This is a genomic window from Fusicatenibacter saccharivorans, assembly GCF_015557635.1.
Lineage (GTDB): Bacteria > Bacillota > Clostridia > Lachnospirales > Lachnospiraceae > Fusicatenibacter > Fusicatenibacter saccharivorans.
Genome location: NZ_JADNOP010000006.1, coordinates 153,534 through 168,279 on the forward strand (window position 1 = coordinate 153,534; position 14,746 = coordinate 168,279).

General features: G+C 48.5%; 15 protein-coding genes and 1 other annotated feature. Of the genes, 11 read left to right on the top strand and 4 right to left on the bottom strand.

Annotation, left to right across the window (positions count from 1 at the left end; all coding sequences use genetic code 11):
- Positions 1–25: 25 nt before the first annotated feature.
- From I2G42_RS07055 to I2G42_RS07070, 4 genes are all read left to right on the top strand, one after another.
- Positions 26–508 (top strand): hypothetical protein, encoded by a 483-nt coding sequence (locus I2G42_RS07055; RefSeq protein ID WP_055228023.1) that lies wholly within the window; start codon positions 26–28, stop codon positions 506–508.
- Positions 509–528: 20 nt separating this feature from the next.
- The gene (locus I2G42_RS07060; RefSeq protein ID WP_055228022.1) at positions 529–1,014 is read left to right on the top strand and encodes a hypothetical protein; all 486 of its coding nucleotides are present in this window, start codon (positions 529–531) and stop codon (positions 1,012–1,014) included.
- Positions 1,015–1,113: 99 nt separating this feature from the next.
- Complete coding sequence (locus tag I2G42_RS07065; protein WP_055228021.1) at positions 1,114–1,671, top strand: hypothetical protein; 558 nt, start codon at positions 1,114–1,116, stop codon at positions 1,669–1,671.
- A gap of 141 nt (positions 1,672–1,812) precedes the next feature.
- A complete protein-coding gene (locus tag I2G42_RS07070) occupies positions 1,813–2,295 on the top strand; it encodes a hypothetical protein (RefSeq protein WP_055228020.1) in 483 nt (160 codons plus the stop codon).
- Positions 2,296–2,359: 64 nt separating this feature from the next.
- Here I2G42_RS07070 and I2G42_RS07075 read toward each other — a convergent pair whose 3' ends face one another.
- Positions 2,360–3,208, bottom strand: a complete 849-nt coding sequence (locus I2G42_RS07075; protein ID WP_055228019.1) for a LysR family transcriptional regulator — start codon at positions 3,206–3,208, stop codon at positions 2,360–2,362.
- Between the two features lie 146 nt (positions 3,209–3,354).
- On the opposite strand from I2G42_RS07075, the gene I2G42_RS07080 reads away from it, so the two are divergent.
- Complete coding sequence (locus tag I2G42_RS07080; RefSeq protein ID WP_055228018.1) at positions 3,355–4,395, top strand: YeiH family protein; 1,041 nt, start codon at positions 3,355–3,357, stop codon at positions 4,393–4,395.
- 55 nt (positions 4,396–4,450) lie between these two features.
- On the opposite strand, the gene I2G42_RS07085 is transcribed toward I2G42_RS07080, so the two are convergent.
- Positions 4,451–5,266 carry a Cof-type HAD-IIB family hydrolase gene (locus I2G42_RS07085; protein WP_055228017.1) on the bottom strand — a complete coding sequence of 272 codons (816 nt, stop codon included), beginning with the start codon at positions 5,264–5,266 and terminating at the stop codon, positions 4,451–4,453.
- 251 nt (positions 5,267–5,517) lie between these two features.
- Here I2G42_RS07085 and I2G42_RS07090 point away from each other — a divergent pair, with 251 nt between their 5' ends.
- From I2G42_RS07090 to I2G42_RS07105, 4 genes are all read left to right on the top strand, one after another.
- Positions 5,518–6,348: an alpha/beta hydrolase gene (locus I2G42_RS07090; RefSeq protein WP_055219937.1), complete on the top strand. Its 831-nt coding sequence runs from the start codon at positions 5,518–5,520 to the stop codon at positions 6,346–6,348.
- A gap of 20 nt (positions 6,349–6,368) precedes the next feature.
- On the top strand, positions 6,369–6,641 hold the full coding sequence (locus I2G42_RS07095; protein WP_195530894.1) for a hypothetical protein: 273 nt from the start codon (positions 6,369–6,371) through the stop codon (positions 6,639–6,641).
- 79 nt (positions 6,642–6,720) lie between these two features.
- Positions 6,721–7,023: a binding site (T-box leader), on the top strand.
- Between the two features lie 180 nt (positions 7,024–7,203).
- Complete coding sequence (locus tag I2G42_RS07100) at positions 7,204–8,907, top strand: proline--tRNA ligase (RefSeq protein WP_022462387.1); 1,704 nt, start codon at positions 7,204–7,206, stop codon at positions 8,905–8,907.
- 74 nt (positions 8,908–8,981) lie between these two features.
- Complete coding sequence (locus I2G42_RS07105) at positions 8,982–9,485, top strand: NUDIX hydrolase (RefSeq protein ID WP_022462386.1); 504 nt, start codon at positions 8,982–8,984, stop codon at positions 9,483–9,485.
- A gap of 124 nt (positions 9,486–9,609) precedes the next feature.
- Here the strand turns inward: I2G42_RS07105 and I2G42_RS07110 are convergent, their stop codons facing one another.
- A complete protein-coding gene (locus I2G42_RS07110) occupies positions 9,610–10,908 on the bottom strand; it encodes a dicarboxylate/amino acid:cation symporter (protein WP_022462385.1) in 1,299 nt (432 codons plus the stop codon).
- A complete protein-coding gene (gene rfbD, locus I2G42_RS07115; RefSeq protein ID WP_022462384.1) occupies positions 10,908–11,753 on the bottom strand; it encodes a dTDP-4-dehydrorhamnose reductase in 846 nt (281 codons plus the stop codon). Before rfbD ends, I2G42_RS07110 begins: the two co-directional genes overlap by 1 nt.
- Before the next feature lie 212 nt (positions 11,754–11,965).
- Here rfbD and I2G42_RS07120 point away from each other — a divergent pair, with 212 nt between their 5' ends.
- On the top strand, positions 11,966–13,297 hold the full coding sequence (locus I2G42_RS07120; RefSeq protein WP_082424625.1) for an MATE family efflux transporter: 1,332 nt from the start codon (positions 11,966–11,968) through the stop codon (positions 13,295–13,297).
- Between the two features lie 162 nt (positions 13,298–13,459).
- Positions 13,460–14,686, top strand: coding sequence for a dicarboxylate/amino acid:cation symporter (locus I2G42_RS07125; RefSeq protein WP_055219933.1), 1,227 nt, complete (start codon positions 13,460–13,462; stop codon positions 14,684–14,686).
- Positions 14,687–14,746: the final 60 nt, after the last annotated feature.

The following is a 14,746-nucleotide window of genomic DNA, read 5'->3' on the forward strand; positions in this document are numbered from 1 at the left end:
AAACTGTTTTTTGATGGAGGCAAATATGAGAGCAGGATATCGTAAGTTTTTTATGTTTGGACAAGTTGCTATATTAATAGGCATCGGGTATCTTATGACAAGATTTTGGGAAGAAGCAAAGAATCAATGCGAATTATATAATTTGCCTCAAAAGCTTTGGGTAATATTGGGAATGATGTTTATTTGCGGGATAGTGTCATGGGGAAGTGTAGATGCTTTAACACGTATTTACATCCATAAGTGGGGAATGGAACTTGCCTTTTTGGGATATAAGAAAAAAATTGTATGGGAGGATTTTTCCGTTATACAAAGATATAAAAATCATTTTTTCTTTAACGTATCAAAACAAAAAGATAGCGGTCTGTTTTTTTCAACATATCATCCATTTACTAGCTTTGTGATATTTGATAAGTCAGAATTTAGTTGTGTCCGTACTATGCCAATCAGTGCCGACGAATTTTGTGAACTGCTCACTTCGTACGGTGTTGAGTATGCGGAAAGTAAATAGAAATTGGAGGCGAAGATCGAATGAAAGTAATATGGGATGATTTGGGTAGAAGTATAAAGTTGATTGTGTGTGCTATGGGTAATTATTATTTGGCGAGTATATGGATAAAAGAAAAAGCCCAGATCCAATCGTATTCATTGAAGGAAAGTATTATAGTACTGATAGGAATGATGTTTTTTATTGGCTTATTTGGTGTTGCTGTAACTGTAGAACTTCTAAGACAAATTTACATTTACGAATGGGGAATAAAGCTATCTTTTTTGAGGTATGAAAAAAAGATAGAATGGGAAGATTTCACTGTGATACAAAGATACAATGATCATTTTTTCTTCAACATATCGAAACAGAAAGACGACAGTTTATTTTGGTGCACCTATCATCCATTTACCAGTATTATGATATTTGATAAGTTCCGCGGACCGGGCTGGGGAATCATACCGCTCAGTGCCGATGAATTTTGTGAATTGCTCACTTCATACGGTGTTAAGTATACAGAAAGTAAATAACGTACGAAATGAGAGAAAGTGTTCTGATTTCTGTTGTTTTTACGGGGGAAAGCGTGTAGAATAAATGCAGATATTATGACGGAGTTGGAGGAAAAATAGTTGCTTGACTGGATCAATGTTTTTAAAGTAAACCGAAAAATTAAATCCCGTCTCTGGCCGTGGATCAAGATTATTTTGAGTATTATTCTTTTCTTTGCGGTATTTTACGGGGATACGTATGTTCACATTCTGGATAAAACAAAGACGGGACGAATCGTGGAAGCACTGATTCTGGTTGTGTTTTCGTTTCTGGACTATCTGATCTGCTTTATTTCCGTAGCTGAAATGGACTGCCTGAAGGACCGGCGGTACGCGGCGGCGAAAGAAAGCGGCGAATTTTATAAGGTTTCTGAAATAGAAAGCTCTCTGTTTAATTATGTACCGCGTACCTATACGATTTATTACCGGAGGGGTAGCAGAAGACTTACATTCGGTGTACGGACAAGAACGACAGGAAATCCGCTGGAAATGGGAGGCAGGGAATATTTCATAGGACCGACAGGAAAGCGGGAGCAGATCGTGAAAGACCTCGATGCGTTGATGAAAGAAGTAAAAAAATACGCAAGATTTGACAAAGTCCTGGTACAGACAGTGAACGGAGAACCGGTAAAGAGATGATGATGCCGGTTCTCCGTTGTTTTTTGTAAATGGATTGACAAGGAGAGAACTTGCCATACGAAGGGATGAACTTTCAGAAGTAATTGAAAAATACCAGATTGAGTTAAAAAAAGTAAAGTAAGAGAAGGTGAATAACGAGCAATGAAAATAAAAAGTTTTCTGCCATCCAAAATAATTGCATGTATGGAATGCTTTGGGCTTTATGTGACATTAGTATATTTGTTTGTTGAACTAAAACCTGAAAAGCATGAAGCAGTCATTTACCTATGTTTTCTCTATGGGGTGATATGTCTCGGATTAACCGTGATATTCTATAATCTTCGAAGAGTATATTTTTATCGGGAAAAGTGTGTTCTTCATTTTGGAAAATATTCAAAAACAATTTCGTGGGATGAATTTGAAGTAAAACGAATCGTTCAGTTTAAAAAAGATACATGGCATGAAATTTGTTTTTCTTTATATCCAGGTATAGACGAGCATAACATGGATTATTTTCATCCGTTTACGATTGTTATAATAACGTTGGAAGATGGTTATTATTGGGCTGACGGATTGTTTATGAAAAGTGAAGATATTGTTCCTGTTCTGGAAGATTATGGAATTCAATTTACAGAGAGAAAATAAGGAAGAGGGCAAGCAGTAAACGGAGAACCATAAAGCGATGATGCCGGTTCTCCGTTTTTTTCTGTCACCTTTCCAGAAACTGATGCGCCCAATGCCCAGCGTCCGTATTTTTGAGGTAGACGACATTCAGTTCGTGCGCCCCGGTGAGCGGGGGGCAGAAGAAGCGGCCGAAGCGGGGGTCGTCTTTGACGACGGCTTCGTAGACGAAGCTGATGCCGCAGTTTTCGCGGACGAGTTCTTTTAACAGTTTAAAGGAACTGATGCAGGCGCAGTCGGAGAAGGCGCTGACGTGGTAGCCGGACTGGGTGAGTTCGCGTTCGAGGATTTTCCGGGTGCCGGAGCCTTCTTCGCGGAGAATCAGGCGTTCGGAGAAGAGATCCGGGATGGGAATCTGTTTTCCGGCGAAGGGATGGCCGGCGGCGCAGATGCCGAGATACGGTTCCTCGCGGAGCAGGAAAAAGTCATAGCGCTGCTTGTCAAAAAGTCCTTCCAGAACAACAAAATCGAGTTCGCCGTCTTCCAGTTTTGCGAGAAGATGGGCCGTGTTGTCGACAAGAAAGTGAAGCTGCTGGTCCGGTTTTGCAAGAAAGCGGCGGATTTCCGGCAGCAGAATATAATCGCCGATGGATTTTGTCGCGCCGATGCGGAGCAGAGTCTTTGATTTTTCGTGAAGACGCGCGAGAAGCATTTCTTCGTTGTAGCGCAGAGAAAAAGCATACTGCTCGAGAATGTCGCCTTCCCGTGTCTTCTGCAGCCGCCGAGCCTGGTACGTAAAGAGGCGGACACCGTACTGCGCCTCGAGCGCCTGAATGTGCTTGCTGACGGCAGGCTGCGAGAGATGGAGCAGTTCGGCGGCGCGGCCGTAGTGCATCGTCTTGCAGAGCGTCAAAAAAGTTTCCAGTTTCTGATCCATAAAAACTCCTTTGTAAAATTCTCCATAACAAAATGGAATGAATGCATTCTTAGTTATGCGTTTATTTTATCATGGAAGCATATTAAAATAAACGGGCAAAGAGAGAAAAAAGGAAAAAGGAAAAAGAAAGCTGGAGGAAACGTATTGTGAAAAACGTAAAAAAACTGATTCCCGGAGCGGCGATTGCACTGGTGATTGCCGCTGCGGCGAAATTCCTGGAAAGCCTGGAGGAGAGCGCCGGACTGCACTTTATCGGGGCGTCGGTCATCGCCATGTTTATCGGTATGATTGTGAATGCCTTTTACAAGCCGAACAGTGTGACAGCGCCGGGAATTAAATTTACATCGAAGAAGATCCTGAAATTTGCTATTATTCTGCTCGGGGCGAGCCTGAATATCCGCACGGTGCTGACGGTCGGAAGATTTTCCCTGACGGTTATGGTATTTACCCTGGCAACGTGCTTTGGCCTCGGCGCACTGATTGGAAAAGCACTTGGACTGAACTGGAAGACGAGCAGCCTCATCAACGCTGGCACGGGTATCTGCGGCGGTTCTGCGATCGCGGCAATCGCGCCGGTCATCGAGGCGACCGATATGGACATTGCCTATGGGCTCTCCGCAACGTTTTTATTTGATACGGTCATGATTGTCGTATTCCCGATCCTCGGTCACTGGATGGGCCTTTCAGATGCCGCGTTTGGCCTCTGGGCCGGAACTGCGGTCAACGATACCTCAAGCGTCGTTGCCACCGGTTACGCATTCAGCGAGGCTGCCGGTGATTTCGCAACCATGGTAAAACTGACACGGACCCTCGCCATCATTCCGGCTGTTCTGGCATTTGCCGCCATTAACGTACATCTGAAGCGAAAAGCACAGGCAGCAGAAGGCACCGCTGTAAAGGTAAGCATCAAATCCATTTTTCCATGGTTTATCTTAGGATTTCTCGCCATGTCTGCACTGACCTCCTTAGGTCTTATCCCGGCAGGCACAGCAGCCGCATTAAAAACCATCAGCAAATTCCTGATGGTAGCCGCCCTTGCGGCCATCGGCCTGAACACCGATTTCAAATCCCTCTGCCGCTCCGGCGCAAAGCCGATGCTGCACGGATTCATCATTTCGCTGCTGGTAGTCCTGGTAGCGATTGCAGTCGAATTTGCGATCGGCATTGCGCCGCATGGGGTACTGTAAAGAAACAGAGAATTAAAAATCCAGGCATCCGTATAGGATGCCTGGATTTTTTGAATCAAAACGGGTTTGTCGTTTCCTTCAAAAACGTTTTCAGAACCTGCAGCACCCCGTTCTCCCAGTACGGCGGGCAGGTGTGTTTTGCCGAGGCAATGACTTCCGCTCGGGCGTTGGAGACGGCGTAGCTTTCGCCGGCGTTCTGAAGCATCTCGATGTCATTCAGGTTGTCGCCGAAGCAGCAGACTTCGTCTGAGGTAAGGCCGAAGTAGTTCATCAGAAATGAGAGACCGGTCCATTTGCTGACGCCGCGGGCGTTGCAGTCCAACCATTCCTTACCGGCGACAGCGAGTTTTGCCTGATGCTTCCACGCCGGGATGAAATTTGGGGAGCAAAGCTCTTCACAGGAGGTTGGATGGTAGATCGTGAATTTGATAATGTCCTCGTTTTCTACCTTCGACAGATCCGGTACTTCGCGGACATCGAAGCCGTAGGAGTCGCGGAGCCAGTGAAACATGCGGCTTCCGGCATCTTCGGCGAGGCAGTAGTCCGGGGTGGCGGCAAAGCAGTCGCAGGACGGAAGTTCGTCGTGTACCATGCGGCACATGGATTTCCAGAGTGCCGTTTCCATCGGATATGTTTTCAGAATCTTTTCCGGTGTGCGCACGACAGTTCCGCCATCGGAGATGTAGAGCAGGCGGTCCTTGATCGGAGCGAAAAGCTTCTGTTCACTGGAAAACTGGCGGCCGGAACAGACAACAAAATGGATGCCCTGGTCGACAAGCCTGGAAACAACAGTCATATATTCCGGGTCGATCAGAAGTGTGCCGTCTTTGACGAGCGTTCCATCGACATCGGTTGCAATCAACTTTATCATAATAGAAAATCTCCTTATCTTGTCACAGAAAAAATTCAAACTATAGTAAGACCAGAAAATAACGCAAAAAAGGCAGTTCTGCAGTGCTGAATTTTTTGCATTATTTTCTGGGATTGCTATAAACATGATTATATCGTGAATTGCTTCGGGGTGCAAGCCGGAACCGGAGGAACGCAAAACTCCACGTTGACGAAACGCAGAAATAAGGCGTAAAATAAAGAAAAATATATATCCACAGGGGGATTTTTATTATGGCATTTATTCAGGTAAGCTTCATGTCAAAAACTTTAATGCGCACCGTACCGCTGCAGGTTATTCTGCCGGTCGACAAATTTACCTTTGGGCAGCCGGAGCGCGAGGAAAAACCGTTTAAAACGCTGTATTTGCTGCATGGCATTTTTGGAAATGAGACAGACTGGGTTCATGGAACCAGAATCCAAAGATGGGCAGAGGAGAAAAACCTTGCCGTTGTCATGCCGGCCGGCGAGAATGCGTTTTATGTGGATCAGCCGTCCATCGGTGCCATGCACGGACAGTTTATCGGAGAAGAACTGGTTGAGATTACAAGAAAAATGTTTCCGCTGTCCAGAAAAAGAGAAGACACCTTTATCGGAGGCCTTTCCATGGGTGGTTTTGGCGCACTCAGAAATGGCCTGAAATATCACGATACCTTCGGGGCTGTGATCTGCCTGTCCGGTGCACTTCATGTGCTGGAAAATCCGGAAGAGAGCAGAGCGGACAGCTTTGCACATGAAGAAGGTTATTTCGGAAATCTGGTCGAAGCAGCAAAGAGTGACAAAAACCCGGCTGTTCTTATCGAACAGTTAAAGGAAGCACGGAAAAAAGATCCGTCTGTCAATGTGCCGACCGTATTCCAGGCGTGCGGAACAGAGGACGGACTTCTGGAAGTAAACCGTCTCTACCATAAACGGATGGAAGAGAGCGGCATGGACATTGTCTACTATGAGAGTAAGGGTGGCCATGAATGGGATTTCTGGGATGAGTGGATCAAAAAGGCACTGGACTGGCTGCCACTTGAGGAAAAGACGGAAGGCCTGAACAGCGGAAACGTAAATGTTTAAAGGAAAAAGGGAGACAGGCAATGCCAGAAACGAGAAATGACGAATTGTACCGTGCGTTAAAACACAACGGTTACCCGGACGACTTCTGCCGGGAAATTGCATACCGCCAGATGAACACGGACTTTACCGCCACGCGGATGCTCGGCTATCTCTACCGCGTCACAAGCCCGCGCGCCGAGGACGTTGTCGATGAGATGCTGGCTATTTTGAGTGACCGCAAAGCATGGGTTGAGAAAAAACAGTCTGAGGAAGCCCAGGCGGCAATCAGCAGAATGTATCGGGAAGGCCTGTAACCTGGGCGGGCGTTTATGCAGAAAAAGCAGAAGGAACGGGCTTGCATTCTTTTCCGGTTTCTGCTACAATCAGTGCAGTGAAAAAGCGAAGAAAAGAAACAGTAGCGACAGAGCGCATTCAGAGAGAAAGCGGCAGGTGAAAGCTTTTTGCAGAATCTATCGTGAACCGGTCTTGGAGCTGTGCACCGAAGAGAAGAAAATCCATCAGGGAAAATTTATTTCGTAGGCTGCACCGGGATCTCCCGTTACAGAGAAGGTACAGAGAGCAGAGATCACACGTATTACAAAATACAAAAATCGTGGGGTACAAATGCTTTGTGTCAGAGTGCAGGAGTTTTCCTGAATTTAGGTGGTACCGCGGATAAAAAAATTCGCCCTAAACTGCAGCTTGCGGTTTAGGGCTTTTTTCTGTTTGAAAACGAAGCATCTAACTCGTTACTTCAGTGATGAGTTAGATGCGTAAAATGTTGACTAAAAGCTTAAAATCGGACAGGCTGGAATGTTCTCGCGTCTGGAAGATTTCAGATGTTGAAAACCAAAAAAACAAGGAGGAAATCAGAAAATGAAACTTGAAAAATTAGTAGGAGAGCGCTTCAAAGAAAGACCTGCTGACTGTGTCATCGACAGCCATGCTATTATGGTAAAAGGCGGATACATCAAATATATGGCAAACGGAATCTATTCTTCCTATCTGCCGCTGCGCCGCATTGTGCGCAAAATCGAGCAGATCCTGCGCGAGGAGATGGACAAAATCGACGGCCAGGAAGTGCAGTTCCCGGTTGTCATGCCGGCTTCTCTGTGGGATGAGTCCGGCCGTTACGATAGCATCGGCGATGAGCTGCTGCGTTTCACCGATCGCAACAATGCCAAAATGGTACTCGGCATGACCCACGAGGAGGCAGCCGTACATCTCGTTCGCGAGTATGCACAGAGCTACACCAAATATCCGTTTATGATCTATCAGATCCAGACAAAATTCCGTGATGAGGCCCGTCCGAGAGCCGGCCTGATCCGTGTGCGTGAGTTTACGATGAAGGATGCTTACTCCTTCCATACCAGCCAGGAAGATCTGGAGCAGTATTACGAGAAATGCCACGCAGCATACGAGCGTATCTTCGAGCGTGTCGGCGTGCCGGAGGTGGTATCTGTCAAATCCGATTCCGGTATGATGGGCGGCAACATCTCCCATGAGTTCATGCTTCTGACTCCGGTCGGAGAGGATTCCATCGTTCTGTGTGATTCCTGCGATTACAGAGCCAACATGGAGGCAGCTGAGAATATTTCCGACATCGCAAGAGACGCAGAATCCGCTGCACTCGAAAAGGTTTATACACCGAACGTCCACACCATTGAAGACGTCTGCAATTTCTTCGGAGACGAGACAAAGAACTCCTGCAAAGCCGTTGTTTATCAGCAGAATGTCGATGATAAATACGTTGTCCTTTTCATCCGCGGCGATCTCGAAGTCAACGAGACGAAGCTGGTCAACTTCCTCGGCGAGCAGGTTCACGCAGCCGTGATCACCGAAGAATGCGGACTGAACGCAGGCTATATCGGACCGGTGAACCTGAAGGTGAACGGAGATGCCGTTGTTCTCTATGATAAATCCCTCGAGGGAAGAAACAACCTTTCCTGCGGAGCCAACGAGGCAGAGCATCATTACAAAGGACTCGACATGGAGCGCGACGTTCCGAATGCCGAGTATCACGATTTTGCAAAAATCCAGGAGGGCGGCATCTGCCCGAAATGCGGCAAAAAGACCGTGAAGATCTCCAGAGGTATCGAGGTCGGAAATATCTTCCAGCTTGGAACCAAATATACAAAATCCATGAATATGACCTATGTCGATGCAAATGGCGAGAGCAAGACCCCGATCATGGGATGCTACGGTATCGGTGTCGGCCGTCTGGCAGCATCGGTCTGCGAGGCACATCACGATGAGTACGGCCCGATCTGGCCGAAAGCTATCGCTCCGTGGCAGGTACACCTCTGTGCAGTCCGCGTCGATGACGAGGAAGTCAGAGCATATGCGGACAAGTTGTACGAGGATCTGCAGAACGCAGGCATCGAAGTGATCTACGACGACAGAAGCGTCAGAGCCGGCGTAATGTTTGCCGATGCCGACCTGCTCGGCATTCCGCTGCGTATCATCGTAAGCCCGAAAAACATGAAACAGGGCGTTGTCGAGGTTGCATCCCGCGATAAGACTCTGAAAACACAAATTCCGCTGGAAAATGTAATGGAAGAGATTAAACAGTATCTGTAATGATTCAGAACCATGCGACAGGGAAGAAAAATCGCGATGGGGCTCGGAAGAAGTTCGACAGGAGAAAACACGATATGGAACTCTGGGATATCTATGATGAAAATAAACAGCCGACCGGCCGTACGATGAGACGGAATGACTGGCATATGAAGCCGGGCGAGTTTCACCTGACCGTACTCGGCGTAATCGCAAGACCGGATGGGACCTTTCTTATCACAAAACGTGTCATGACGAAAGCCTGGGCACCGGGCTGGTGGGAGGTTTCCGGCGGCGCGGCACAGGCAGGAGAGAGCTCCTGGGAGGCCGTGCGCCGTGAGGTCAGAGAGGAAACCGGACTCGATGTGAGCAAGGCTGACGGCGGTTATCTCTTTACCTACCGGCGCATCAACCCGGATGAGGGAGACAATTACTTTGTCGATGTTTATCGCTTCGTGATGGATATCAAAGACGAAGATCTTCATCTTCAGGAGGAAGAAACAGACGGCTACCGTTTTGCTACATTGGACGAAATCAAAGGGTACGCCGCAGAAGGTAAATTCCTGCATTACGACAGCATCCGCCAGGCATTTGAACTGTAACAGAAAAATAAGATAAGAAAAACGCGTTCCCGCCGGAAACCACAGGGGTTTCCGAAAACGGGAACGCGTTTTCTTAGCCTTAGAGCGTGTCTGAAAAAGGCTTTTCGCAAGCAGTTTATTGCAGTTAATCGCGATTGAATACTTCGCGGTTGAGCGCCTTTTCCTGATGGCTGACAATCGTTGTGCAGACAGCATCGCCTGTGATGTTGACGGCGGTACGCAGCATATCGAGAATACGGTCGATACCCATGATAAGAGCGATACCCTCCGTTGGCAGTCCGACGGAATTCAGTACCATAGCCAGGGTAACAAGGCCGACACTTGGGATACCGGCGGTACCGATGGAAGCCAGTGTTGCGGTAACAACAACCGTTGCGAGGTTTGCCGGGGTCAGATGAATACCGTACGCCTCTGCGATGAAGATGACAGCGACACCCTGCATAATGGAGGTACCATCCATGTTGATGGTTGCGCCGAGCGGAATGGTGAACGAAGAAATCTGCTTCGAGACACCCATCTTTTTGTTCAGTGTATCAATCGACATCGGGATTGTCGCGTTGGAGGTTGCGGTGGAAAATGCAAATCCCATAACCGGAAGGAATTTTTTCACGAATTTAATCGGATTCAGCCGTGTGAATACGAACAGAAGAACCTGATAAATGACGAAGCACTGCAGTGCCAGCGCCAGTGTTACATTTCCCATGTATTTCAGCATCGGTGCGAACGCAGAAAAGCCGACCGTTGCAAAGGTACGTGCAATCAGACAGAAAACGCCGACCGGAGCCACCTTCATGACCGTCATGGTCATTTCCATCATGACATCGTTAAACTGGCTGATAAAGTTGGAAACGACCGAAGCGCGGTTTCCGAGCTTTGCCAGCATTACGCCGACAAACAGGGCGAATACGATGATGGGAAGCATATCGCCGTTTGCCATGGAACCAATCGGGTTCTTCGGGATGATGTTGAGCAGTGTATCCACCAGGCTGACGCTGGAATCTGCTGCTGTCGAGGACAGGTCGGCTTTCTGAACCGCACTCATGTTAAGTCCGAGCCCCGGGTGAATGAGCAAGGCGGTTCCAAGTGCGATGCAGACGGCAAGTGCTGTGGTAACAAGGTAAAAGCCGATCGTTTTTACGCCGACCTTTCCGAGGGTTTTGCTGTCTCCGATGGACATACTTCCGCAGACGAGGGAGCAGAAGACAAGCGGTACGACAAGCATCTGCATCAGGCGGATAAAGCCCTGTCCGATGACATACAGCACACCTTCTACGATGACGGTGTCCTTGATATAGCTGGACGGGATCCAATAGTGAATCACCACGCCGAGCAGCGCACCGGCCAGCAGGGCAATAAAAATCTGGGTGGAAAGCCCGGGCTTCTTTTTTGACTTTTCCGTTGTTTCTTTTCTGTTTCGGACCATTATTCGATTCCTCCGGTTTCTTCGAGATATTCTTTCAGTGCCGTTTTCCAGTCGGGCGGCTCAGGAATACCGGTCAGGCGGAGCATCATGTTGTCCAGAACAGAATAGGTCGGGCGGACATCATCGCGTGCGACAACCGGGTAGAGATCAAGGTCACCGGTTTTTCCGGTATACTCGAGGATGGTTCTTGCAAACTCATAGCGGCTGCAGCTTCCGGGGCAGACAACGTGGTACAGACCATACTCCTCGTTGTCGATAAAGTGGCAGATCACGCGCGCAAGCTCAAAAGCACTGGTCGGAGCCGCATACTGGTTGTTTGGAACCTCCATCGTGCCGCCCTTTGCCGCATTACGGAGTACTTCGTCCACAAAATCGCGGCCGATCCCGTAAATCCAGGAGCTTCGGATGATGACAAAGCGGTTCAAAAGCTGTGTCAGGATTTTCTCTCCGGCCTCTTTTGATTTTCCGTAGATCGTACGCGGATGTACGGTATCAAACTCGTTGTACGGGATGCGGGATTCCTTGTCGAAGACGTCATCCGTTGAGATCTGAATAACCTTTGCGTCGATATCATTGGCGGCAAGCGCTACGTTGCGCACACCGATGGCATTGACACGATAGGCTTCGTCGATGTTTTTTTCACACTCGGCAACGTCGGTCATACCGGCGCAGTTGATGATAACGTCGGGACGGTTGACATAAACGAACTGTGTGACTTCATCGATTTTGGTAATATCAACCTCGTGAATATCCGTTGGAAGAAGCTGATATTCCACACCCTCCAGCAGTTCCAGAAGGGCAGTACCGATGTGGCCTTCGGCACCTGTAATCCATATTTTTTTCATAGGTTCTCTCCTGTCCTTGATTTATATACAGAAAAACTGTAATTGTATTTATTTTACCTGTGGACTTTACAGAAGTCAATAAATTATGGAAAGTCTCTGTGCAGAACCGGAAAAAAGTGGTATCATTTCTGTATATGTCTGCGGTGTAAGACTGCATATCTGCTACAAAAGAAGGAGGAGTATTTTTGAAAAAGAACAAATATGAAATCGACATGTGCAACGGCACGATTATGGACAAGCTGATTTCCTTTTCGCTGCCGCTGATGGTGTCCGGCATTCTGCAGCTGATGTTCAACGCGGTGGATATCATCGTCGTCGGACGGTTCAGCGGAAGCCAGGCGCTTGCGGCTGTCGGATCGACAACGGCACTCATCAACGTGTTCATCAACCTGTTTATGGGAATCTCGCTCGGTGCGAATGTGCTTGCGGCGCGGTATTATGCAGCGGGGCGCGACCGGGAGATGTCGGAAACGGTACATACATCGATCATGCTGGCGCTGATCAGCGGCGTTGTGATGGCGTTTGTGGGCGTATTTTTTGCAAAAGGCGCGCTGGAGCTGATGGATACACCGGCGGATGTCATTGATCAGTCGGCATTGTATATGAGAATTTACTTTATGGGAATGCCGTTTTTCATGCTGTACAACTACGGTGCGGCGATTCTGCGTGCCGTCGGCGACACGAAGCGGCCGCTGTATTTCCTGATTGTATCGGGTGTGATCAACGCTGGTCTGAATATGTTCCTCGTGATCGTGTTCAGTCTCGACGTGGCAGGTGTGGCGATTGCAACGGTGGTTTCGCAGGCGATCTCCTGCGTGCTGGTTCTGCGGTGCCTCTATAAGAGCGAGGGAAGTTATCAGCTCCGGTTTTCGAAGCTGTGCCTGAAAAAGGATTACATCATCCCGATTTTCCAGGTCGGCATCCCGGCGGGTATTCAGAGTACCGTCATCAACTTCTCGAACGTGCTGCTGCAGTCATCCGTCAATTCCTTCGGTTCGATTGCAATGGCAGGCTACACGGCGGCCAACAATGTGCTGGGATTTTTATACACCTCAGTCAACTCCGTCACCCAGGCGTGCATGAGCTTCACAAGCCAGAACTACGGTGTCGGAAAATACAAACGAATGGATAAGGTGCTGATCGACTGCCTGATTCTCTCCAGCGGCATGGCACTGGTGATGGGTGGCGGCGCGTATCTGTTCGGTACGGAAATCCTGCAGATTTACACCGGGGACCCGGAGGTTATCCGCTGCGGTATGGAAATTCTGTCGATCACGACGGTTCCGTATTTCCTCTGCGGCATCATGGACCTCTTCCCGGGAGCCCTGCGCGGTATGGGATGCTCGGCGGTGCCGATGATTCTGTCCGTCATCGGAACGGTCGGAACGCGAATCGTGTGGATCTTCGGCATTTTCCCGCAGCACCGCTCGCTGTATGTGCTGTTCATTTCGTATCCGGGATCGTGGATCATCACGATTATCATGCAGGTGATCTGCTATCTGATTGTGCGGAAGAAAGTCCACAGCCGGGCAGCAGCCGTATAAAAAAGAAAAAAAAGACCAAAAGCCAGAAAAACCGCGGATAAATCCATTTTTAAGTGGAATTATCCGCGGTTGTGTGATAAGATGGCTGTATGCGAAGAGGCAGGTAGAAGATACAGGGACACCTGCCTCTTACTCTGTGAAAAAGGAGAGAAGAGAGAACATATGAAAAAGTTTTATGCATGGTATCAGAAGCATATTACAGGTGCGATCTTTACCGGACTGATTCTCGGTATCTTAACCGGACTTCTTCTGGCGGACCGCTTTACGCCGATTCTGACCGTAACCGGCGTCATCGGCGGCATCTACATGAACGCCTTGAATATGATGATTTTCCCGATGGTATTCTGCTCAATTGTCATGGGTATCTGCAGCATCGGAAATGCAAAAACGACAGGTAAGATCACCGGCTACTCGATGATTTTCTTCCTGTGCACCACTGCGATTGCAAGTGCAGTCGGCATTATCATTCCAAGACTGATCCGCCTCGGAAAGGGAGTCCATTTTGAGATGGCAACTTCCGATATCCAGGCGACCGAGATGACCAGCATCCTCGACACGATCAAAAACCTGATCCCGTCCAACCCGGTGAAGGCGTTTGCGGAGGGCAACATGCTCCAGGTACTCGTGTTCGCTGTCGTTGTCGGCTTTACGCTGATTGCGGTCGGAGAGAAGGGACAGCCGCTCTTAAACGTGATCGACTCCCTGAATGAGGTCTGTTTAAAAGTCATCAGCACCGTTATGTACTTCACCCCGATCGGTGTCTTCTGTACGATCGTGCCGGTTGTCGAGGCAAACGGAACCAAAACCATCGTTTCCTTGGCAACCCAGCTCATCATTCTGTATGTGGCATTCTATGGATTTGCGATCGTCGTCTACGGCGGCGCTGTAAAACTCATCGGAAAGACGAGTCCGGTCAAGTTCTTTAAGGCGATCATGCCGGCAGCCCTGAATGCATTCGGAACATGTTCCAGTTCCGCGACGATCCCAATCAGCAAGCGCTGTGTCGAGAAAGAACTCGGCGTTTCGAACCAGATCAGCAGTATCGCAATCCCGCTCGGTGCCACCGTCAACATGGATGCGGTATCGATCCTGATGTCGTTTATGATCATGTTCTTCGCAAATGCCTGCGGCATCAACGTCAGCATTTCGATGATGGTGATCATTCTGCTTGCCAACGTCCTGCTTTCTGTCGGAACACCGGGTATCCCGGGCGGCGCGATCGCATCATTCGCAGCACTCGCCACGATGGCAGGTCTTCCGGCCGGCGTCATGGGCGTTTACATCAGCATCAACACACTGTGTGACATGGGTGCCACATGCGTCAACGTCATCGGCGATATGGCAGGCTGCGTTGTGCTGCAGGAGAAAATCAAACTGGAAGAAAACTAAAAAATGTTACATAGAAAAAGAGGGATTCCTTTCACGGGAGTCCCTCTTTTGCAATGCGTA

Coding starts and splice junctions, on each gene's coding strand:
- rfbD (WP_022462384.1), bottom strand. CDS start 11,753: ATGAAAAAAATATGGATTACAGGTGCCGAAGGCCACATCGGTACTGCC.
- I2G42_RS07100 (WP_022462387.1), top strand. CDS start 7,204: ATGAAACTTGAAAAATTAGTAGGAGAGCGCTTCAAAGAAAGACCTGCT.
- I2G42_RS07095 (WP_195530894.1), top strand. CDS start 6,369: ATGCCAGAAACGAGAAATGACGAATTGTACCGTGCGTTAAAACACAAC.
- I2G42_RS07090 (WP_055219937.1), top strand. CDS start 5,518: ATGGCATTTATTCAGGTAAGCTTCATGTCAAAAACTTTAATGCGCACC.
- I2G42_RS07125 (WP_055219933.1), top strand. CDS start 13,460: ATGAAAAAGTTTTATGCATGGTATCAGAAGCATATTACAGGTGCGATC.
- I2G42_RS07075 (WP_055228019.1), bottom strand. CDS start 3,208: ATGGATCAGAAACTGGAAACTTTTTTGACGCTCTGCAAGACGATGCAC.
- I2G42_RS07110 (WP_022462385.1), bottom strand. CDS start 10,908: ATGGTCCGAAACAGAAAAGAAACAACGGAAAAGTCAAAAAAGAAGCCC.
- I2G42_RS07060 (WP_055228022.1), top strand. CDS start 529: ATGAAAGTAATATGGGATGATTTGGGTAGAAGTATAAAGTTGATTGTG.
- I2G42_RS07105 (WP_022462386.1), top strand. CDS start 8,982: ATGGAACTCTGGGATATCTATGATGAAAATAAACAGCCGACCGGCCGT.
- I2G42_RS07120 (WP_082424625.1), top strand. CDS start 11,966: ATGTGCAACGGCACGATTATGGACAAGCTGATTTCCTTTTCGCTGCCG.
- I2G42_RS07070 (WP_055228020.1), top strand. CDS start 1,813: ATGAAAATAAAAAGTTTTCTGCCATCCAAAATAATTGCATGTATGGAA.
- I2G42_RS07055 (WP_055228023.1), top strand. CDS start 26: ATGAGAGCAGGATATCGTAAGTTTTTTATGTTTGGACAAGTTGCTATA.
- I2G42_RS07085 (WP_055228017.1), bottom strand. CDS start 5,266: ATGATAAAGTTGATTGCAACCGATGTCGATGGAACGCTCGTCAAAGAC.